Here is an 18,614-nt window from a genome sequence, read left to right as displayed (position 1 = left end):
TCGCGCGCCTCATACGGAATCCTGATGAAATTCGCACGGAAAGGAGAAACGCGATGAAATGTCCTGTCTGCAAGACGCCCGACCTGCTGATGGCCGAGCGCCAGTCGATCGAGATCGACTATTGTCCGACCTGCCGCGGCGTGTGGCTCGATCGCGGCGAACTCGACAAGCTGATCGCCCGCGAAACCGGTGACGCGCCGGTTCGCCGCGACGCCGCGCCGGCCCAACACGATGCGCACGCGCCGCGCGGCCGCGACGACGGCTGGGGGCGCGACGGCCGCTCGCACGACGAGCGTGATCGGCACGACGGCCGGCGTCGCAAGAAGTCGGTGTTCGATCTGTTCGATTTCGATTGAAGCGGCCGTTCGCGTGCCCGAACGCGCGCGGCCCGATGTAAAAAATCCCCGCCCGGCATCGCGCCGGGGCGGGGATTTTTCATGCGCGTCGCGTCAGCACACGCGCCGATGCTTACGCATGGCCGGCCGTCACGTCGATGCGGCGCGGACGCGTTTCCTCGCGGCGCGGAATCGTCAGCGTCAGCACGCCGTCGCGCAGGTTCGCGTCGATCCGCGACGTGTCGAGGTCGGCGCTCAGCACGAACGACCGTGCATAGCGCGTCGCGCGTACTTCCGCGTGCCGCATGCGCAGGTCGGCCGGCGCGTCGAATTGCGTCGCGGCTTCGATCGTCAGCGTATTGTCGTGCACCTTCACGTCGAGGTTGTCGCGCGGCACGCCGGGCAGGTCGGCCCGCAGCGTGACGCCGCGCGCGTCCTCGACGATGTCGACGGACGGCGTGATCGCGGGCCGGCGCGCGGCTTCGGCGGCGGCAGCGTGAACGGTGCTCGGGTGGCATTCGGCCAGGGTCGGGTTCGTGTTCATGTCGGTATCCTGAAGATTACTGAATCGTGATCGCACGCGGCTTCGATGCTTCGCGCCGGCCGACGCGAATCAGCAGGCAGCCGTTCTCGTAGCGGGCGCTGACCTGGTCGGGGTCCGCGTCGCGCGGCAATTCGACCACGCGGCGGAACGCGCCGTGAAAGCGCTCCTGCGCATACGTGCGCACGTCGTCGCCGTCGCGCGGCGCCGGCTTGCGCTCGCCGCTGATCGTCAGCAGATCCTTGTCGATCGACACGTCGAAGTCGCTCGCGGCCATGCCGGGTGCGAACGCGACGATCTCGATCGCATCGTCGGTGGCGCCGACGTTGAGTGCGGGAAACGCGCCAGCGCGCCCCGCACGGATGCCGGACGGGCGCTCGCCGAGCAGGCTCGCCATCTGCCGCTGCACGCGGGCGAATTCGTCGAACAGATCGTAGCCGTGATCGATACCGCTCATGTTGGTCCTCCTGAACAGGGAACGCGGGAGACGTGACCGCGCGACGCCTGCGGCGGGCGCGACGGGGGCTCCACGGGGTCGATAACGGGGGCGGTGCGTTGGATGCGGCACTGCCCGACGACGCTTAATTAGTGGCCGCCGCCGCGCATTTCAAGAGGGCATGGGCAATCCCCGCGTCGACGCATGCGCACGGGATTCGATGCGACAATCGCCGCGGCATATCCGCACACCAACCACACGGGACAACCATGGACATTCGACGTATCGCGATCGTCGGCGCCGGCGTGATCGGCGCGAGCTGGGCCGCCTTCTACCTGACGCAGGGCTTCGACGTCGTCGCGACCGACCCGGCGCCGCAGGCCGACCAGCGGCTGCGCGACGCGCTCGCCGCCTTCCTCGGCGAGCGGGCCGCCGAACTTGCCGCCCGGCTGTCGTTCGACACCGATCTCGTGCGCGCGCTCGACGGCGTCGACTTCGTGCAGGAGAACGGCCCCGAGCGACTCGACCTGAAGCGCGCGCTCTATCGCCAGATGGGCGACGTGCTGCCCGCGCACGTGCCGATCGCGTCGAGTTCGTCGGGCCTGAAGATGTCCGAGATCCAGACCGCGTGCGCGAAGCATCCGGAGCGCTGCCTGATCGCGCATCCGTTCAATCCGCCGCACCTGATCCCGCTCGTCGAGCTGGTCGGCGGCGATGCGACGGACCCCGACGTGATCGCGCGCGTGAAGCAGTTCTACGATGCGCTCGGCAAGCAGACGATCGTGCTGAACAAGGAGATGACCGGCCACGTCGCGAACCGGCTCGCGGCCGCGCTGTTCCGCGAGGTGTATCACCTCGTCGGCGAAGGCGTCGTGAGCGTCGCCGACGCGGACAAGGCCGTCGCGTGGGGCCCCGGCCTGCGCTGGGGGCTGATGGGGCAGTGCCTGACCTATCACCTCGGCGGCGGCGCGGGCGGGATCGCGCACTTCCTCGAACACCTGTCGGGGCCGATCGCGAGCTGGTGGGACGACCTCGGCACGCCGTCGTTCGATCCGGAAGTCGATCGCAAGCTGACCGACGAACTGCGCGCGATCCAGGGCGAGCGCTCGATGCAGGCGCTGGCGGCGGAGCGCGACCGGCTGCTCGTCGAGCTGATCGACGCGCGGCGCCGCAGCTTCCTGCCTTGATCCTGGTCCGGTCGTGCACGCGCGGCGGCGGCGGTTATTGCTGCGACGTCGTCTGGCTGGCGGGCGGCACGTGGGCCAGCCACGCGGGGCTCACGGCCTGCACGAGTTCGCGGTTGCGTGCGCGCGTCGCGGCGTTTGGCGGATAGTTGCCGTCGTTGGTCGGCAGTTCGCCGTCGAGATAGGCCTGCTTGAGCTGCTCGATGACTTCCGCGCGCGTCAGGCCCTGTGCGGGGGCCGACGCGTCGGTCTGGGCAAAGGCGGGGGACAGCAAGGCGGCTGCGGCGGTCGCGACGGCGAATCGCAGGGCGTTGTTCATGGCGGGCTCCGATCAAGGGGACGGGGTAGCGGATGCGCGCGGCGATGTGCGGTGCATTCCGTTGGGTCCCATTGTCGCGAGCGCGTGCTGCGCGGACGATGACGCGTTCCGGGCAACGCTGTCAGGTGCGGGCGCGACCGCGCCCGTGCGGTGCCGTTACAACTCGGCCGCCGCCGCGATCAGCGTGGCTTCCAGCGCGAGCGTCGAGCGCGACGCGGCCGCCGGGCGGTCGATCACGTATTCGAGTTCGCCGAGCTCCGGCAGCCCCGCGTCGAGCCGCGCGAGCCCGGCCGGGATCACGTAGCCGGCAAACGCGCTGACGCCGAGCCCCGCGCTCGCGGCCGCCCGCAACACCGCGATGCTGCTGCTCACGACGGCGATCCGGTACGGCCGCCCGACGGCTTCGAGCGATTCGAGCACGCGCCGGCGCGACACGCTCGGCTCCGGATGCATCGCGAGCGGCAGCACGGCCTCGTGGCCGGTGATCCGCGAATCGGGGCCGGTGCACCAGTACAGCGGTTCGCTGCGGATCACGCGGCCGCGCCGGCTGCCGGCGATGCGCTTCGCGAACACGAGATCGTGCCGGCCTTCGTCGAGCGCGTCGAACAGGTCGCCCGATAGCCCGGTCGAGATCGCGAGCTCGACGTCCGGGTTGCGCTGCACGAAGCTCGCGAGCGCGGCCGTCAGGTGCGCCGACGCGAAATCCTCCGACATCGCGAGCCGCACCTTGCCCGACAGCGGCGGCCCGCATACCGACGTGACGGCCTCGTCCATCAGTTCGAGAATCCGCACCGCGTAGCGGAACAGCGCGTCGCCGTGCTGCGACAGGTGCACGTTGCGCGTGTCGCGCTCGAACAGCGGCCGGTCGAGCAGCTCCTCGAGGCGGCGGATATGCTGGCTGACGGTCGATTGCGACAGGTTCACGCGCTCGGACGCGGCGGTGAAGCTGCCGGACTGGGCGACGGCGACGAAGCTGCGCAGCAATTCGGGCGGTAACGGACGCATTGCTAAATCCACTGAATCGGTTTCGACAACTTCATAAATGGCCGGATTTTGCGGCGCTAGTATCGGATCACGCGCCCGTGCGGCCTCCGCGAAACGGGGGACACCGGACGCGTAGCCCGTGTCGCGCCGCCGGCTGCATCGATCAGTCTAAGCCATCCGGCGTCCGGCCCGAAACCGCATCATCCCATCGACCCCGAGAACGCGCTCGCACGACGAGCCGCCGGGCCGCGGCGCCCCGCCGCAGGAGACACACAGTCCGCCCGGGATCGGCGTGCGGGCCTGGCTCCCGCACGCGTCAGGCGCCCGTCACGAAGAGACTGGAGACGACTCATGATCATCTATGGAACCGCGCTGCTGGCGTTCTGCCATCTGGCCGGACTGTTCCTCGGCGACCTGCTCGGCAGCGCGATCGGCGTGAAGACCAACGTCGGCGGCGTCGGTATCGCGATGCTGCTGCTGATCTGCCTGCGCCTGTGGCTGCACCGGCGCGGCTGGCTGCCCAAGGAGACCGAGGCGGGCGTCGGCTTCTGGGGCGCGATGTACATCCCCGTCGTCGTCGCGATGGCCGCGAACCAGAACGTCGTCGCCGCGCTCAAGGGCGGGCCGGTCGCGCTGCTGGCCGCCGTCGGCGCGGTCGCGATCTGCGCATGCTGTATCGCGGTGCTCGCGCGCACGGGCCGCGACGACACGGCCTTCGCGGGCGTGCCGCAATTCGAAGAACGGTAACGGAGGCCGCCATGCTGCAGATGCTCGAAAAAACCGTCGCCCACAACGGGCTCGTCGCGTCGTTCGCGCTGGTCGGCCTGATCATGTGGCTGTCGTCGATCGCGTCGCGCAAGCTCACGTTCGGCCGCGTGCACGGCTCGGCGATCGCGATCGTGATCGGCCTCGTGCTCGCCTACGTCGGCGGCGCATTCACCGGAGGCGAGAAGGGGCTGGCCGACGTCAAGCTGTTCGCCGGCATCGGCCTGATGGGCGGCGCGATGCTGCGCGATTTCGCGATCGTCGCGACCGCGTTCGAAGTGCAGCCGACCGAGGCGCGCAAGGCCGGGCTCGTCGGCGTCGTGTCGCTGCTGCTCGGCACCGTGCTGCCGTTCATCGTCGGCGCATGCGTCGCGCGTGCGTTCGGCTATACCGATGCGGTCAGCATGACGACGATCGGCGCGGGCGCCGTCACCTACATCGTCGGGCCCGTCACGGGCGCGGCGATCGGCGCGAGCTCCGACGTGATCGCGCTCAGCATCGCGACGGGGCTCGTGAAGGCGATCATCGTGATGGTCGGCACGCCGGTCGCGGCCAATTTCATGGGGCTGAAGACGCCGCGTTCCGCGATGATCTTCGGCGGGTTGGCCGGCACCGTCAGCGGCGTGAGCGCGGGCCTTGCCGCGACCGATCGCCGGCTCGTCCCGTACGGTGCGCTGGTCGCGACGTTTCATACCGGCGTGGGCTGCCTGCTCGGGCCGTCGGTGCTGTTCTTCACGACGCGCGCGCTGGTCGGCGCGTGAGGCCATGCGAGGGGCCCGTGCGCGGGCCGCATCCATCGCGGCGTCCTCTGAGTCGCATTCGGCAACATCATCAATCGACAGCGGCGCCAGGCTTAGAATGCCGCTGAACCCTCGAAGCGGAGAACTGTTCATGACCGGATGGAATCACGCGCGGCAAGCGCGCGATGCCCGGCTCGCGGCCGGCGCGGCTTACGCGCGGGGCAAGCGGGTCGACGCGCGCGACACCGTCGCGTTGCTCGAAGCGGTGCTGCGGCCGGGCGACCGCGTATGCCTCGAAGGCGACAACCAGAAGCAGGCCGACTTGCTCGCCGTCGCGCTCGCCGACGTCGACAGCGCGAAGATCCACGACCTGCACATGGTGCAGTCGGGCGTCGTGCTGCCCGAGCATCTCGACGTGTTCGAGCGCGGCATCGCGAAGCGGCTCGACTTCGCGTATTCGGGCCCGCAATCGCAGCGCATCGCGAAGCTGCTGTTCGGCGGCAAGATCGCGCTTGGCGCGGTGCATACCTATCTCGAACTGTTCGCCCGCTACTTCATCGATCTCACGCCGCAGGTCGCGCTGATCGCGGCCGTGAGCGCCGACGCCGACGGCAACCTGTACACGGGCCCGAACACCGAGGACACGCCGACCGTCGTCGAGGCGACCGCGTTCAAGGACGGCATCGTGATCGCCCAGGTCGACCGCATCGTCGACAAGGTGCCGCGCGTCGACATCCCGGGCGACCGCGTGCATTTCGTCGTCGAAGCCGGCCGGCCGTTCTACGTCGAGCCGCTGTTCACGCGCGATCCGGCCGCGATCACCGAGACGCAGATCCTGACCGCGATGCTCGCGATCAAGGGCCTCTACGAGCCGTACGGGATCAAGCGCCTGAACCACGGGATCGGCTTCAACACGGCCGCGATCGAGCTGCTGCTGCCCACCTACGGCGCGAAGCTCGGGCTGAAGGGCAAGGTCTGCACGCACTGGGCGCTCAATCCGCATCCGACGCTGATCCCCGCGATCGAATCGGGCTGGGTCGAGCAGATCCACTGCTTCGGCTCGGAAGTCGGGATGGACGACTACATCCGTGCGCGCTCCGACGTGTGGTTCACGGGGCCCGACGGGTCGCTGCGCTCGAACCGCGCGTTCTGCCAGACGGCCGGCCTCTATGCGTGCGACATGTTCATCGGCTCGACGCTGCAGATCGACCTGTCCGGCCATTCGTCGACGGTCACGGCCGAGCGGATCGCCGGCTTCGGCGGCGCGCCGAACATGGGCAGCGACGCGCGCGGCCGGCGCCATCCGAGCGAGCCGTGGCTGAAGGCCGGCGCGGAAGCCGACCCGGACACGCCGGCGGCGCTGCGGCGCGGCCGCAAGCTGGTCGTGCAGATCGGCGAGACGTTCGGCGACAAGAACGTGCCGATGTTCGTCGAGAAGCTCGACGCGCTGAAGCTCGCCGACAAGCTGCAGCTCGACCTCGCGCCGATCATGGTCTACGGCGACGACGTCACGCACATCGTCACCGAGGAAGGGATCGCGAACCTGCTGATGTGCCGCGACAAGGACGAACGCGAGCACGCGATTCGCGGCGTGGCCGGCTACACGGACGTCGGCCGTGGCCGCGACAAGAGGATGGTCGAGCGGCTGCGTGAACGCGGGGTGATCCGCCGCCCGGAGGATCTCGGCATCGATCCGCTCGACGCCGACCGCCGCTGGCTCGCCGCGCGTTCGATCAAGGATCTCGTGCACTGGTCGGGCGGGCTCTATGCGCCGCCGGCCCGGTTCCGCAACTGGTGAGGAAGAGGGCATGGAACAGTTGAACTACCGCTTCACCGCGCGCGAACGCGCGAAGGGCGAGCAGGCCGCGGCGCTCGTCGGCGTGGTCGCGTCCGGCAACCTCGAGGTGCTCGTCGAGCGTGTGTTGCCGGGCAACGAATGCGAGATCGACATCCGCACCGCGGCCGTCGGCTTCGGCGCGGTCTGGCAGGCCGTCGTGTCGGATTTCGTCGAACGGCGCACGCCGGGCGGCCTGAAGCTGTCGATCAACGACGGCGGCGCGCGGCCCGACATGGTGTCGCTGCGGCTCGCGCAGGCCGTGCGCGCGATCGAGGGAGACGCATGATGAGCGACGCGATCCACGACGCGCCGGCGTTCGTCCCGAACGCGGCGAGCTGGTACGAAGCATCGGCGCGACAGCGCATCGACGGGCTGCTCGACGCGGGCAGTTTCAGCGAATTCCTCGGGCCGGCCGAGCGCGTGACGAGCCCGCACCTGCCGCTGTTCGACCTGCCGCGGCAGTTCGACGACGGGATGGTGGTCGGCCATGGCCGGCTCGACGGCCGCCCGGTGTTCGTCGCCGCGCAGGAAGGCCGCTTCATGGGCGGCGCTTTCGGCGAAGTGCACGGCGCGAAGCTCACCGGGCTGCTGCGCGCCGCACGCGACGTCGGCAAGCCGGTGCTGATCCTGTTCGATACGGGCGGCGTGCGGCTGCAGGAAGCGAACGCGGGCGAGCTCGCGATCGCCGAGATCATGCGCGCGCTCGTCGACGCGCGTGCGGCCGGCGTGCCGGTGATCGGGCTGATCGGCGGGCGCGCAGGCTGCTACGGCGGCGGCGGGCTGCTCGCCGCGTGCTGTTCGGCGCTCGCGGTGTCGGAACAGGGGCGCATCAGCGTGTCGGGCCCCGAAGTGATCGAGACCAACCGCGGCGTCGAGGAATTCGATTCGAAGGATCGCGCGCTGATCTGGCGCACGATGGGCGGCAAGCACCGGCGGCTGATCGGCGGCGCCGATCGCTACGTGGCCGATACACCGGACGCGTTTCGCGCGGCCGCGCTCGATCTGATCGGCCGCGCGCCGGCGTTCGATGCGGCGATGCTGCGCGCGGAACAGGCGCGTCTCGAAGCGCGGATCGAACGGTTCGGCGGCTGCGAGGATGCGCTCGACGTGTGGCGTGCGCTCGGCGCCGACAAGCCGGAAGCGATTCCCGGCATGCCCGACGAGGAATTCGCGAAGCTCGCCGACCAGTTACAGGAGGCCCGGCATGACGCTCGATGAAGTACTGAACGCGCTGTTTCCCGTCGGCCATTCGATTGCGCGTCATGGCGGCCTGCTGACGGGCCACGCGGAACTGGCCGGTACGCGCGTCGACGTGATCGGTGTGGCCGATCGCTTGCCGTTCGGCATCGACGAGGCGCTGACGCTGGCGTCGCGCGTGCTCGACACGGTCGCGCGCGGCGGCGACACGCCGATCCTCGTGCTGGTCGACAGCGACAGCCAGCGGATGAGCAAGCGCGACGAGCTGCTCGGCCTGAACGAAGGGCTGTCGCATCTCGCGAAATGCCTGATGCACGCGGATCTCGCCGGACACCGGACGATCGGCGTGCTGTACGGCCACACGGCGGCTGGCGCATTCATCGCGACCGCGCTCGCGACGCGCACGCTGCTCGCGGTGCCGGGCGCCGAGCCGGAGGTGATGGACCTGCCGTCGATGTCGCGCGTGACCAAGCTGCCGATCGACGTGCTGAAGGAGATGGCGCGTTCGACGCCGGTGTTCGCGCCGGGGCTCGACAACCTCGTGAAGATGGGCGCCGTCGACGCCGTGCTCGATCCGTCCCGCGCGCTCGACGCGCAGGTCGGCGAATGGCTCGGCAAGCCGGCCGAGCGCATCGATCGGCGCGCGGCGCGCGGCCGGCCGGTCGCGACCGACGTCGCCGCCCGCGTCGAGGCACTCGCGCGTGCCGCACGCTGAGCTGCCGCTGCGCCGCCACACGCTCGTCACGCTGACGGCGGCCGGGTGGGGCGCGGCCTTTGCCCGCGACCCCGCGCTCGCGAGCGATCCGCTCGTGCGCGCCTGGGCCGAACACGGCCGACCGCTGATCGTGCGTCGCGCGTCGCCGGATGAAGCTGACGCCGGCCGCGTGCCGCTCGGCCTGCCGCTGCCGCCGTCGGCGGGCAAGCGGCGCATCGCGCTGAACGTGACCGCCGACGCGCTCGCGACGGTCGGCCCGCTTCCCACGTTGACCGACGTGCTCGCCGCCGCGCCCGCGGCCTGGCATGCGCTGCTGCGCGAGCTCGATGCGCTCGGCGCGCGCTGCGGCGTGCAGGGGCGCGTGTTCGGCAGCCTTGCATGGCAGGCGCTGACGGGTGACTCTTACCTGAGCGCATCGTCCGATCTGGACATCGTGTTTCCGCTGCCGGACGCCGCGTCGCTCGCGCCGCTGCTCGACGGTCTCGCGGCGATCGACGCGCGCGCGCCGATGCGCATCGACGGCGAACTGCTGCGCGACGACGGCGCGGGCGTCAACTGGCGCGAACTGCACGCGCGGATGCCCGACGTCGCGGTGAAGACGGCGATCGCCGTCGAACTGATGCGCGCCGACGCCTTCACCGGAGGCACGCGGTGAACGCACGAGCCGCCTGCCGCGTCGCCGCGCCGTCCGATGCCGAGCGCATCGCCGCGCTGGCCGAGCGCAGCCTCGTGCTCGAGATCGATACCTATCCGAAGCCGGGCCTCGTCAGTCACGTCGACACCGGCAGTCATACGGACATGGATGCCGCAATGTTCGCGCGCAGCGCCGCCGTGCTGCGGCCGTACTTCGCGGAACTCGTCGACGCCGGCGCACGCGACGCCGACATGGCCGTGCTGCGCAAGATCGGCCTGCGCGCCGAGCACGCGATGCTCGCCGCGACCGGCGGCGTCAATACGCATCGCGGCGCGATCTTCGGGCTCGGGCTGCTGTGCGCGGCCGCCGGCCGGCGCGCGCTGCCGGGCGCGCCGGCCGGGACGACGCTCGGCGCGTTCGTATCGCGTCGCTGGGGCGCCGAGATCCTTGGCGGCCCGCGTCTGCCGGACAGCCACGGCGAGCGCGCGAGCCGCCGCTACGGTGTCGGCGGTGCGCGTCGCGAGGCGGCCGACGGCTTCCCGACCGTGTACGCGGTCGGCTTGCCCGCGCTGCGCCGCGCCCGGCGCGACCTGCCGGACGATCCGGAAGCCGCGCGGGTCGCCGCATGCTTCGCGCTGATCGCCGCGCTCGACGACACGAATCTGCTGCACCGGGGCGGGCAGGACGGCCTCGATTTCGCCCGCGCGACCGCCCGTGCGTTCGTCGCGCGTGGCGGCGTGCGGGCGCGCGACTGGCGGCTGCGCGCGGCGGCCGCGCATCGGGCGTTCGTCGCGCGCCGGCTGAGCCCCGGCGGGGCAGCTGACCTGCTCGCGATGAGCGTGTTCGTCGATGTGCTCGAAGCCGAAGGGCACGTGCGATGACGCTGGCCATCCTGTGTTCGGGGCAAGGCGCACAGCGCGCCGACATGTTCGACCTGACCGGGGCGGCGCCGCAGGCCGACGCTTTGTTCGCGCATGCGGGCCGGCTGCTCGGCGACGATCCGCGCACGTGGGTCCGGCAGGCCGGGCCCGACGCGCTGACGGAAAACCGCGCCGCGCAGATTCTCTGCACGCTCCACGCGCTCGCGGCGGCTTCACTGCTCGACGCGGTGTGGCCGCGCCGGCGCTGCGTCGCCGGCTACAGCGTCGGCGAGGTCGGCTCGTGGAGTGTCGCGGGGATGATCGACCCGCACGACGCGCTCGATCTGGCCGATGCGCGTGCACGCGCGATGGATGCCGCGAGCGGCGGCGACGAGCGAATGGTGTTCGTGCGCGGCCTGACGCGCACGCAGCTGGCGCGGCTGTGCGACGGTCGCGACGCGGCCATTGCGATCGCGAACCCCGGCGATGCGTTCGTGGTCGCGGGGCGGCACGCCGATGTCGATGCCGTGGCCGACGCCGCGCTGCGAGCCGGTGCGCTGCGCGTCGCGCCCGTCTGCGTGCGGATCGCGTCGCACACGCGCCGGCTCGCGGCGGCCGTGCCGGCATTCCGCGCGACGCTGGCCGCGACGCGCGTGCGCCGGCCGCTGCCCGGCACGCGGCTGTTCTCGGGGATCGACGGCGCGTCGGTGCTCGACGTCGACACGGGCCTCGACAAGCTCGCGCGGCAGATCGCGGAGCCGGTCGAATGGGCGGCCTGTCTGGCGGCGTGCGTCGAGGCCGGCGCCACGGCGTTTCTCGAACTCGGCCCGGGGCGCGCGCTGGCCGAGATGGCCGGCGGCGCATATCCCGCGCTGCCGGCGCGCAGCCTCGCGGATTTCCGTTCCGTCGACGGCGTGACGAGCTGGCTCGCGCGCGCCGCCGGCGGCTGACCGACGGGTCGAAACCCGGTCGAAACCCGGCTTGAAACCCAGCTGTCGGGCACCGCTTTCGCACGGTGTGTTGCGCCGGCGCAGCAGCGTCGCGGCCGCCTCTTGCCACGCGAATTGGCGTCGCTACAATGGCGCCCGCCATGAGACCAGCCGCCATCCTGCTCGCCGCGTTCTGCTGCGCGACGAGTGTCCACGCCAGCCAGATTCCGTCCGACGCCGCATCGGTCGGCACGTACTTTTCGTATGACAACGCGGCGGTCGACGCGACCGTCGATCTGATCGAACAGGCGCAGCGCCGCGTGCTGCTGGCCGGCTACACGCAGGTGTCGCCGGCGGTCGCGAGCGCGCTGCGCGCGGCCCGCGCGCGCGGGATCGAGGTACGCGTCGTGCTGGTGCGCCCGCCGCGCGCGGGCAAGACCAGCGGCGCCGGCTATCTGAAATCCGCTGGCATCGACGTCGCGATCGATTCGCGGCACGGCGGCCCCGCGTCGCGCTTCGTGATCGTCGACGACAGCGTCGCGCTGACGACGCTGTCCGACGGCGCGGCCGAGCGGGCCGACACGGTGAACGTGTTCCGACGCGCGCCCGAACTGGCGCAGTCCTACGCGCAGTCGTTCTGGCGGCTGTACCGGCAGGCCGCCGGCCTCTGACCTTCCTCCGGCGCGTCGCGCGCCGGTTTGACCCGGCTTGCGTCGGTGCGCCCGATGAACCATGCTCGTTGACAGGCGCCGGCGCGGGTTGCGCGCATCCGGCGCAACGGCAGGGAGGCGATCGTGACCGAACCCAGTTTTGCCGATCGCGCCGAGGCCGGCCGCCAGTTGGCCGACGCGTTGCGCGAATACGCGGGGCGCGGCGATGTCGTCGTGCTCGCGCTGCCGCGCGGCGGCGTGCCCGTCGCGTATCCGGTCGCGTGCGCGCTGCGCGCGCCGCTCGACGTGCTGGTCGTGCGCAAGCTCGGCGTGCCGTTCGACCCCGAGCTCGCGATGGGCGCGATCGCGACGGGCGGCGCGACACATCTGCAACGCTCGACGATCCGCGCGATGGACGTATCGGACGCGCAACTCGCCGACGTGATCGCGCGCGAGACGGCCGAATTGCATCGCCGCGAAGCGCTGTATCGTGGCGCCGCGCCGCCGCTGGCGGTGGAAGGGCGCCTCGCGATCGTCGTCGACGATGGTGTCGCGACCGGCGCATCGATGCGTGTCGCGCTGCAGGCGCTGCGCGAGCGCCACCCGGCGCGCATCGTCGCGGCGGTGCCGGTGGCGCCGGCGGGGGCCGCGCATGCGTTCGACGGTCTGGCCGACGCGTTCGTCGCGGTGTCGCAGCCGCTACGGTTCTTCGGGATCAGCCAGTTCTACGCGCGCTTCGATCAGACGAGCGACGACGAGGTGCGCGCGCTGCTCGACCTGACGCGCCCCTGACACGGGGTCATGTCCGACGGCTTCGGCGCGGGCGCTGGCGCGGTCGGCGGGCTTCCGCCAGCGCGAACACGCGCTGCAGCGCCGGATGGACGTTGCCGTGCCAGCGAGGCCCCGTAAACAGCCCGTAGTGATCGCAATCGTCGATGTCGACGCGATGGCGCTCGTCGGCGCAGAGGCCGCTGCACAGGTCGAGCGCCGCATGCGTCTGGCCGGCGCCCGTGACCGCGTCGCAGGCGCCTTCGACGGTCAGCAGCGCGGCGTCGCGCAGCGCGGCCGGTTCGACGCGCCGGCCGCGCACGCGCCACGCGCCGGTCGCGAGCAGCATGCGCTGGAACACGACGTCGACCGTGTCGAGGAAATAGTCGGCCGGCATGTCGAGCAGCGCGGTGTATTCGCGCAGCGCCCGCCGTGCGTCGGCGAGTCCGGTCATGTCGAAGCGGGAAGCGGCGAGCGCGTAGGTCTCGATCAGCGTCAGGAAGCGTTGTGGATACAGCAGCGCGATCTCGCCCTGTTGCAGATAGGTCGGAAACACGTGGCGACCGTGCCCGGCGAAGCCGGGCGGCACGACGTCGATCAGGTGGCGCCGGCACCAGTCGAGCGAATGGGCGGCGGCCGCGGCGCCGAGCGCGCTCGGGTTCGGGCGCGCATCGATCGGGCCGCCGATCAGCGTGACGCTCGCGGGCGGCGCGAGCCCGCGCGCGGCACGCAGCGCGAGGGCGCCGAGCGCCGGCACGGTCGCCTGGCACACGGCGACGACGTGCAGCGGCCGGGCGTCGCGCTGGAGCATGCCGACGAAGTCGTCGAGCATCGCGACGTACTCGTCGAGCCCGAAACGGCCCGCCGCGAGCGGCACGTCGCGCGCATTGCGCCAGTCGGTCACGCAGACGTCGCCGTCCGCGAGCAGCGTTTCGGCGGTTTCCCGCATCATCACGGCCGCGTGCCCGACGAGCGGCGCGCACAGCAGCACCGTGCGGCGCGCGTCGTCGTGCGCGAAGCGCCGCAGGTCGCAAAACGGCGTGTGCGCGACGACCTGCTCGCCGACGGCGGGCCACGCGAGGTCGAAGCCCGGTGGCGCGGCCTGCGGGCCGAGCAGCGGCTCGAACAGGTCGTCGTAGCACGACGAAGCGGCATGCGGCAGCGACGCCGCGGGCCATGCGTCGAACGCGTACCGCGTCGCCGCGCGCCATGCGCGCATCCATTCCCGCTGCTGCTCGACGACGGCATACCACATGGCGGACCCTGGGGCGGAAGGAGCGTGAATCTGCATTATGGTCACTGTGGCCGGGCAGCGGGAGCCGGATGTGCGGGCGGCTGATCTGCATCACGCGAACGGGCGCGCTAGGCGCCGCCGCGCGACGCTGCTACAGTCGTCGGTCCCATTCCCTCGAAACGGAGCGTTTGCGATGAAGCTGATCGGCATGCTGGATTCCCCGTTCGTACGCCGTGTCGCCATTTCGGCGAAGCTGCTCGACCTGCCGTTCGAACACGAGTCGATTTCGGTGTTCCGTCATCTCGAACGGTTCAGGACGCTCAACCCGGCCGTCAAGGCGCCGACGCTCGTGACCGACGGCGGCGCGACGCTGCTCGACTCGTCGCTGATCGTCGACTATCTCGACCACCTGGCAGAGCCGGAGCGGCGCCTGTTGCCCGACGCCGTCGATGCCCGGCTGCGCGCGCTGGTGCCGATCGGGTTCGCGCTCGCCGCGGCCGAGAAAACCGTGCAGCTCGTCTACGAGCAGGCGCTGCGCCCGTCGGACAGGCAGCATGAGCCATGGATCGAACGCGTGCTGAGCCAGCTCGAAGGCGCGTACGGCGCGCTGGAGCCGCTGGCCGCCGCCACGGACGGCTGGTTCGGCGGCGCACGACCGTTGCAGTCGGACGTGACGGTCGCGGTGGCGTGGCGCTTCACGCAGTTCATGGCGGCCGACTACCCGGTGCTCGCGCGGATCGATCCGGCCCGTTATCCGGCGCTCGCCGCGCATTCCGCGCGCGCCGAAGCGCTGCCGGCGTTCGTCGAAACGCCGCTCGCGTAGGACTGGCGCAAGCCCGTTACTGGCGTGAACGGGCCCTCGGCTTCGAAGCGGCCCGCCGGGCGCTCGCATACCGCTGTCGGCCGCCGCGCGGCCTTGTCCGGCAAGCCGCAGCCGATTGTTCTCGACGGCTGACAAGTGACTTCGCATTCGCGCTGTTTATCCGGCGTCGACCGATCCCTAGAATCCACTCCATCAAATCACGCATTGCCAGATGGAGCCGATGATGAAAGCCCTGATCGAGTCGAGCCTGTACCACCCGTCCGTCGTGTTGCCGCTTGCCGCGCTGACGCAACTGATGGTCGAGCGCGATTTCAATCTCGGCCAGGTCGGGCTGATCGTCGCGGCGCGCGGTGCGCAGGCGGCCGTGTCGCGGTCGCGCGCGCTGATCTTCTGCCGTGACTGCGAAGCGCGGGCATGAGCGCGTTCGCGTCGATCGAATGAAAAAAAGCCCGGCCGGCGCAAGCCGGTCGGGCGGGATCGGTTTCGATCGGGCCCCGGCTTCGGCCGGGGCTTTTTCATTGAGCGATGCTTACGCGCGGGCCGGCGTCGCGACGCCGTAGACCTCCGATTCGTCGTCCTCCTCGCGCAACTGGCGAGCGAGTTGATGCGCTTCGCGGCGCGTCGCGACGGCCGGCGGCGAGCCCTTCAGCGGCTGGCGCGCGGATTCGGCGAGCGCGACGACCGACACGATGCCGATCAACGCGGCGCCCATCATGTAATACGCGGGCATCATCAGGTTGTGCGTCACGTCGACGAGCCACGCGGTCACCAGCGGCGTCGTGCCGCCGAACAGCGACACCGACACGTTGAAGCCGATCGCGAGCGCGCCGTAACGGATCTCGGTCGGGAACAGCGCGGGCAGCGCCGACGGCATCACGCCGGTGAAGCACGACAGCAGCACGCCGAGGATCAGCAGGCCGCCGAACACCGACGCGGTGGTGCCCGCATGGATCAGCAGCAGCGACGGGATCGACAGCACCAGCAGGCCGACGCAGCCGGCGAGCATCACCGGCTTGCGGCCGACCTTGTCCGACAGGCGGCCGGCGTACAGCGTCATCGGCATCATCAGCACCATCACGAGCAGCACCAGCACGAGGCTGTGCGATTCGTCGAAGTGCAGCGTCGACGACATGAAGCTCGGCAGGTACGACAGCACCATGTAGTCGGTCACGTTGAAGATCAGCACGAGGCCGACGCACAGCAGCAGCGCGCGCCAGTTGGCGAACAGCGTCTCGCGAAAGCGCGCCTTCGGCACGGCCTTGTCCTGCGCTTCGCGCGCTTCGGCCTGGCGCTTGAACGCGGGCGTTTCCTCCAGCTTCATCCGGATGTAGAGACCGATCAGGCCGAGCGGGCCGGCGATCAGGAACGGCACGCGCCAGCCCCACGACAGCAGCGCTTCCTGCGACAGCGACGCGGTGAGCAGCGCGACGACGCCCGCGCCCAGCACATAGCCGATCAGCGTGCCGAACTCGAGAAAGCTGCCCATGAAGCCGCGGCGCTTGTCGGTCGAGAACTCGGCGATGAAGGTGGCGGCGCCGCCGTATTCGCCGCCGGTCGAGAAGCCCTGCACGAGGCGGGCGACGAGCAGCAGGATCGGGGCCATGATGCCGATCGACGCATAGCTCGGGATCAGGCCGATCGCGAAGGTGCCGACGGCCATCATGATCATCGTGGCGGCGAGCACGCGCTGGCGGCCGATGCGGTCGCCGAGCGGGCCGAACACCATGCCGCCGAGCGGGCGCACGAGGAACGCGGCGGCGAACGTGCCGAAGGTGGCGAGCAACTGCGCGGACGGGCTGCTGGACGGGAAGAACACCTTGCCGAGCGTGACGGCGATATAGCTGTAGACGCCGAAGTCGAACCATTCCATCGCATTGCCGATCGCCATCGCACTGACGGCGCGCTTGAGCAGGCTCTGGTCGACGACGGTGATGTCGTCCGCGGTGAGCGGGGCGTCGCCGGACGGCGAAGCGGGGGAAGAGACAGCGGTCGGGCTGACGTGTGTTGCGGTCAAGGTCATGCACTCCTTTGACAGCGCCGGAACGGGCGGGCCGTCCGACACGGTTTGCCGGCGAGCGCGGTGTCGCATGCTGCGCGTCGGGGCAGACCATCGAGCGGTTGCTGCGCAGCGGGCAGCAAAGGGCCAAGGGGCTGCTTCGACGCGGGCCCGATGGGCCGTCGCGACAGTGCGCTCATGAAGAATGGGCCGCGTGATGCAAGCGGCGGATGCCGGTGCGGACGAGGAGTCCGGCTTCCGGCAACGCCCCGGAGGGGCAGCGAAACGAGAAAAGCGGGCCTGTCGGGCGGGCTTTCCTGTGGATGCAATTTCGATCGAGGCACCGGCCCGCGTCGTGCGGACGGACTTCTCTCAAAATCGAAAAGACAGAGATTGAATGTTGAAACGGGAGACATGATAGCACGATGACGGATGATCGTGCAAATTGCCGTGGGTCGCCCGCCTGGCGGGGCATCCGGCGCGGCCCGCTCGGGTATGATCGGCGGCGCGCGGCGCGGCCGTGCCGCCCGTCGCGACGGGGCTGATTCGCGAGGAACCGGATGACCGAACTGATGAGGATCGCGGCGCTGTTCGCCGCTACCGCGCTGGCCGAAATCGTCGGCTGCTACCTGCCGTGGCTCGTGCTGAAGGCCGGCCGCCCGGCCTGGCTGCTGGTGCCGGCCGCGCTGTCGCTCGCGCTGTTCGCGTGGCTGCTGACGCTGCACCCGAGCGCGGCGGGGCGCACGTATGCCGCGTACGGCGGCGTGTACATCGCGGTGGCGCTGATCTGGCTGCGGGTGATCGACGGCGTCGCGCTGACCCGCTGGGACGTGGCCGGCGCGGTGCTCGCGCTCGGCGGGATGGCCGTCATCGCGCTGCAGCCGCGCGCGTGAGCGCGGCCGCGGCGCGGGCCGTGTGCGTCAGGCCGCTTCGGCGGTATCCGCGGCGGCGGACTGGCGCCACACGCAGGTGCCCTTGACCGACTTGTCGAGCTCGTCGAGCTGAGCCTGGTGCGCGGCAAGCTCGTCGTCGCTCGCGGCCACCACGGCCAGGTCGAGCGCGGCGAGCGAGACGCGCTGGCCGTTCGCGGCGCCGCCGTCGGCGCCCGCGTCGTCGAGCATGTCGATCACGAGGCTGTCCTGGCCGCGCGTCATCGCGAGATATACCTCGGCGAGCAGCTCCGAGTCGAGCAATGCGCCGTGCAGCGTGCGGTGCGCGTTGCTGATGCCGAAGCGGTCGCACAGCGCGTCGAGCGAGTTGCGCTTGCCGGGGAACATCTGCTTGGCCTGCACCAGCGTGTCGATCACGCCGCCGCAATGCTCGGAGAACGGCGGCAGGCCGAGCCGCGCGAATTCGGCATCGAGAAAGCCGAGGTCGAACGGCGCGTTGTGGATGATCAGCTCGGCGTCCTTCACGAAGTCGAGGATCTGGTGGGCGACTTCCGCGAATTTCGGCTTGTCGCTCAGGAATTCGGTCGTGAGGCCGTGCACCGCCAGTGCGCCCGGATCGCTGTCGCGCTCGGGATTCACGTAGAAGTGCAGGTTGTTGCCGGTGAGCCGCCGGTTCAGCAGCTCGACGCAGCCGATTTCGATGAGGCGGTCGCCCGTGCGGGCGTTCAGGCCGGTGGTTTCGGTATCGAGAATGATCTGGCGCATGTCGGGAAAAGC

General features: G+C 70.7%; 23 protein-coding genes. 16 read left to right on the top strand and 7 right to left on the bottom strand.

What is annotated here, in order from left to right:
* The first annotated feature begins 53 nt into the window (after positions 1-53).
* Positions 54-356, top strand: a complete 303-nt coding sequence (locus LGN10_RS03740) for a zf-TFIIB domain-containing protein (RefSeq protein WP_226221821.1) — start codon at positions 54-56, stop codon at positions 354-356.
* A 112-nt stretch (positions 357-468) separates the two neighbouring features.
* On the opposite strand, the gene LGN10_RS03735 is transcribed toward LGN10_RS03740, so the two are convergent.
* Entirely contained in the window at positions 469-879 is a 411-nt protein-coding gene (locus tag LGN10_RS03735; protein ID WP_226221811.1) for an Hsp20/alpha crystallin family protein, read from the bottom strand.
* A 16-nt stretch (positions 880-895) separates the two neighbouring features.
* The gene (locus LGN10_RS03730; protein ID WP_226221809.1) at positions 896-1,333 is read right to left on the bottom strand and encodes an Hsp20/alpha crystallin family protein; all 438 of its coding nucleotides are present in this window, start codon (positions 1,331-1,333) and stop codon (positions 896-898) included.
* Positions 1,334-1,581: 248 nt separating this feature from the next.
* On the opposite strand from LGN10_RS03730, the gene LGN10_RS03725 reads away from it, so the two are divergent.
* A complete protein-coding gene (locus LGN10_RS03725; RefSeq protein ID WP_226221807.1) occupies positions 1,582-2,499 on the top strand; it encodes a 3-hydroxyacyl-CoA dehydrogenase NAD-binding domain-containing protein in 918 nt (305 codons plus the stop codon).
* 34 nt (positions 2,500-2,533) lie between these two features.
* Here the strand turns inward: LGN10_RS03725 and LGN10_RS03720 are convergent, their stop codons facing one another.
* Together LGN10_RS03720 and LGN10_RS03715 are read right to left on the bottom strand one after the other, a co-directional pair.
* Complete coding sequence (locus LGN10_RS03720) at positions 2,534-2,815, bottom strand: DUF4148 domain-containing protein (RefSeq protein ID WP_226221805.1); 282 nt, start codon at positions 2,813-2,815, stop codon at positions 2,534-2,536.
* A gap of 156 nt (positions 2,816-2,971) precedes the next feature.
* Entirely contained in the window at positions 2,972-3,820 is an 849-nt protein-coding gene (locus tag LGN10_RS03715) for a LysR substrate-binding domain-containing protein (protein WP_059573894.1), read from the bottom strand.
* 330 nt (positions 3,821-4,150) lie between these two features.
* Between LGN10_RS03715 and madL the strand changes: the two genes are divergently transcribed.
* From madL to LGN10_RS03660, 11 genes are all read left to right on the top strand, one after another.
* Entirely contained in the window at positions 4,151-4,546 is a 396-nt protein-coding gene (gene madL, locus LGN10_RS03710; RefSeq protein ID WP_059573893.1) for a malonate transporter subunit MadL, read from the top strand.
* Between the two features lie 11 nt (positions 4,547-4,557).
* Complete coding sequence (gene madM, locus LGN10_RS03705; RefSeq protein ID WP_006476364.1) at positions 4,558-5,325, top strand: malonate transporter subunit MadM; 768 nt, start codon at positions 4,558-4,560, stop codon at positions 5,323-5,325.
* 130 nt (positions 5,326-5,455) lie between these two features.
* Positions 5,456-7,102 carry a malonate decarboxylase subunit alpha gene (gene mdcA, locus LGN10_RS03700; protein WP_060011730.1) on the top strand — a complete coding sequence of 549 codons (1,647 nt, stop codon included), beginning with the start codon at positions 5,456-5,458 and terminating at the stop codon, positions 7,100-7,102.
* 10 nt (positions 7,103-7,112) lie between these two features.
* Positions 7,113-7,427 (top strand): malonate decarboxylase acyl carrier protein, encoded by a 315-nt coding sequence (mdcC, locus tag LGN10_RS03695; protein WP_006485317.1) that lies wholly within the window; start codon positions 7,113-7,115, stop codon positions 7,425-7,427.
* Positions 7,424-8,359 (top strand): biotin-independent malonate decarboxylase subunit beta, encoded by a 936-nt coding sequence (locus LGN10_RS03690; protein WP_226093733.1) that lies wholly within the window; start codon positions 7,424-7,426, stop codon positions 8,357-8,359. Before mdcC ends, LGN10_RS03690 begins: the two co-directional genes overlap by 4 nt.
* The gene (gene mdcE, locus LGN10_RS03685; RefSeq protein WP_060011490.1) at positions 8,346-9,053 is read left to right on the top strand and encodes a biotin-independent malonate decarboxylase subunit gamma; all 708 of its coding nucleotides are present in this window, start codon (positions 8,346-8,348) and stop codon (positions 9,051-9,053) included. Before LGN10_RS03690 ends, mdcE begins: the two co-directional genes overlap by 14 nt.
* Positions 9,040-9,708: a malonate decarboxylase holo-[acyl-carrier-protein] synthase gene (gene mdcG, locus LGN10_RS03680; RefSeq protein ID WP_060011492.1), complete on the top strand. Its 669-nt coding sequence runs from the start codon at positions 9,040-9,042 to the stop codon at positions 9,706-9,708. The genes mdcE and mdcG overlap by 14 nt, the downstream gene beginning before the upstream one ends.
* The gene (mdcB, locus tag LGN10_RS03675) at positions 9,705-10,568 is read left to right on the top strand and encodes a triphosphoribosyl-dephospho-CoA synthase MdcB (protein ID WP_060011494.1); all 864 of its coding nucleotides are present in this window, start codon (positions 9,705-9,707) and stop codon (positions 10,566-10,568) included. Before mdcG ends, mdcB begins: the two co-directional genes overlap by 4 nt.
* Entirely contained in the window at positions 10,565-11,497 is a 933-nt protein-coding gene (locus tag LGN10_RS03670) for an acyltransferase domain-containing protein (protein ID WP_060011496.1), read from the top strand. The genes mdcB and LGN10_RS03670 overlap by 4 nt, the downstream gene beginning before the upstream one ends.
* Before the next feature lie 128 nt (positions 11,498-11,625).
* Positions 11,626-12,147 (top strand): phospholipase D-like domain-containing protein, encoded by a 522-nt coding sequence (locus tag LGN10_RS03665; RefSeq protein ID WP_059573887.1) that lies wholly within the window; start codon positions 11,626-11,628, stop codon positions 12,145-12,147.
* Between the two features lie 123 nt (positions 12,148-12,270).
* A complete protein-coding gene (locus LGN10_RS03660) occupies positions 12,271-12,918 on the top strand; it encodes a phosphoribosyltransferase (RefSeq protein WP_060011499.1) in 648 nt (215 codons plus the stop codon).
* Positions 12,919-12,925: 7 nt separating this feature from the next.
* On the opposite strand, the gene LGN10_RS03655 is transcribed toward LGN10_RS03660, so the two are convergent.
* Positions 12,926-14,149: a polyhydroxyalkanoate depolymerase gene (locus tag LGN10_RS03655; protein ID WP_060011501.1), complete on the bottom strand. Its 1,224-nt coding sequence runs from the start codon at positions 14,147-14,149 to the stop codon at positions 12,926-12,928.
* 172 nt (positions 14,150-14,321) lie between these two features.
* Between LGN10_RS03655 and LGN10_RS03650 the strand changes: the two genes are divergently transcribed.
* On the top strand, positions 14,322-14,951 hold the full coding sequence (locus LGN10_RS03650; RefSeq protein ID WP_060011504.1) for a glutathione S-transferase family protein: 630 nt from the start codon (positions 14,322-14,324) through the stop codon (positions 14,949-14,951).
* Between the two features lie 211 nt (positions 14,952-15,162).
* The gene (locus LGN10_RS03645) at positions 15,163-15,369 is read left to right on the top strand and encodes a hypothetical protein (protein WP_059573884.1); all 207 of its coding nucleotides are present in this window, start codon (positions 15,163-15,165) and stop codon (positions 15,367-15,369) included.
* 111 nt (positions 15,370-15,480) lie between these two features.
* Here LGN10_RS03645 and proP read toward each other — a convergent pair whose 3' ends face one another.
* Positions 15,481-16,971, bottom strand: coding sequence for a glycine betaine/L-proline transporter ProP (gene proP, locus LGN10_RS03640; RefSeq protein ID WP_060011506.1), 1,491 nt, complete (start codon positions 16,969-16,971; stop codon positions 15,481-15,483).
* A gap of 536 nt (positions 16,972-17,507) precedes the next feature.
* On the opposite strand from proP, the gene LGN10_RS03635 reads away from it, so the two are divergent.
* A complete protein-coding gene (locus tag LGN10_RS03635; RefSeq protein ID WP_060011508.1) occupies positions 17,508-17,840 on the top strand; it encodes a YnfA family protein in 333 nt (110 codons plus the stop codon).
* Between the two features lie 27 nt (positions 17,841-17,867).
* Here LGN10_RS03635 and dnaQ read toward each other — a convergent pair whose 3' ends face one another.
* Positions 17,868-18,602: a DNA polymerase III subunit epsilon gene (dnaQ, locus tag LGN10_RS03630; RefSeq protein ID WP_059644208.1), complete on the bottom strand. Its 735-nt coding sequence runs from the start codon at positions 18,600-18,602 to the stop codon at positions 17,868-17,870.
* Positions 18,603-18,614 lie beyond the last annotated feature (12 nt).

The organism is Burkholderia sp. AU32262 (genome assembly GCF_020419985.1).
Lineage (GTDB): Bacteria > Pseudomonadota > Gammaproteobacteria > Burkholderiales > Burkholderiaceae > Burkholderia > Burkholderia semiarida.
The sequence above is the reverse complement of the archived record's forward strand: the minus strand, read 5'-3'. Positions and strand labels throughout refer to the sequence as shown.

Coding starts and splice junctions, on each gene's coding strand:
- madM (WP_006476364.1), top strand. CDS start 4,558: ATGCTGCAGATGCTCGAAAAAACCGTCGCCCACAACGGGCTCGTCGCG.
- mdcE (WP_060011490.1), top strand. CDS start 8,346: ATGACGCTCGATGAAGTACTGAACGCGCTGTTTCCCGTCGGCCATTCG.
- madL (WP_059573893.1), top strand. CDS start 4,151: ATGATCATCTATGGAACCGCGCTGCTGGCGTTCTGCCATCTGGCCGGA.
- dnaQ (WP_059644208.1), bottom strand. CDS start 18,602: ATGCGCCAGATCATTCTCGATACCGAAACCACCGGCCTGAACGCCCGC.
- LGN10_RS03645 (WP_059573884.1), top strand. CDS start 15,163: ATGGAGCCGATGATGAAAGCCCTGATCGAGTCGAGCCTGTACCACCCG.
- LGN10_RS03720 (WP_226221805.1), bottom strand. CDS start 2,815: ATGAACAACGCCCTGCGATTCGCCGTCGCGACCGCCGCAGCCGCCTTG.
- LGN10_RS03650 (WP_060011504.1), top strand. CDS start 14,322: ATGAAGCTGATCGGCATGCTGGATTCCCCGTTCGTACGCCGTGTCGCC.
- LGN10_RS03665 (WP_059573887.1), top strand. CDS start 11,626: ATGGCGCCCGCCATGAGACCAGCCGCCATCCTGCTCGCCGCGTTCTGC.
- LGN10_RS03635 (WP_060011508.1), top strand. CDS start 17,508: ATGACCGAACTGATGAGGATCGCGGCGCTGTTCGCCGCTACCGCGCTG.
- proP (WP_060011506.1), bottom strand. CDS start 16,971: ATGACCTTGACCGCAACACACGTCAGCCCGACCGCTGTCTCTTCCCCC.
- LGN10_RS03670 (WP_060011496.1), top strand. CDS start 10,565: ATGACGCTGGCCATCCTGTGTTCGGGGCAAGGCGCACAGCGCGCCGAC.
- mdcA (WP_060011730.1), top strand. CDS start 5,456: ATGACCGGATGGAATCACGCGCGGCAAGCGCGCGATGCCCGGCTCGCG.
- LGN10_RS03730 (WP_226221809.1), bottom strand. CDS start 1,333: ATGAGCGGTATCGATCACGGCTACGATCTGTTCGACGAATTCGCCCGC.
- LGN10_RS03655 (WP_060011501.1), bottom strand. CDS start 14,149: ATGTGGTATGCCGTCGTCGAGCAGCAGCGGGAATGGATGCGCGCATGG.
- LGN10_RS03715 (WP_059573894.1), bottom strand. CDS start 3,820: ATGCGTCCGTTACCGCCCGAATTGCTGCGCAGCTTCGTCGCCGTCGCC.
- mdcC (WP_006485317.1), top strand. CDS start 7,113: ATGGAACAGTTGAACTACCGCTTCACCGCGCGCGAACGCGCGAAGGGC.
- LGN10_RS03735 (WP_226221811.1), bottom strand. CDS start 879: ATGAACACGAACCCGACCCTGGCCGAATGCCACCCGAGCACCGTTCAC.
- LGN10_RS03740 (WP_226221821.1), top strand. CDS start 54: ATGAAATGTCCTGTCTGCAAGACGCCCGACCTGCTGATGGCCGAGCGC.
- LGN10_RS03725 (WP_226221807.1), top strand. CDS start 1,582: ATGGACATTCGACGTATCGCGATCGTCGGCGCCGGCGTGATCGGCGCG.
- LGN10_RS03690 (WP_226093733.1), top strand. CDS start 7,424: ATGATGAGCGACGCGATCCACGACGCGCCGGCGTTCGTCCCGAACGCG.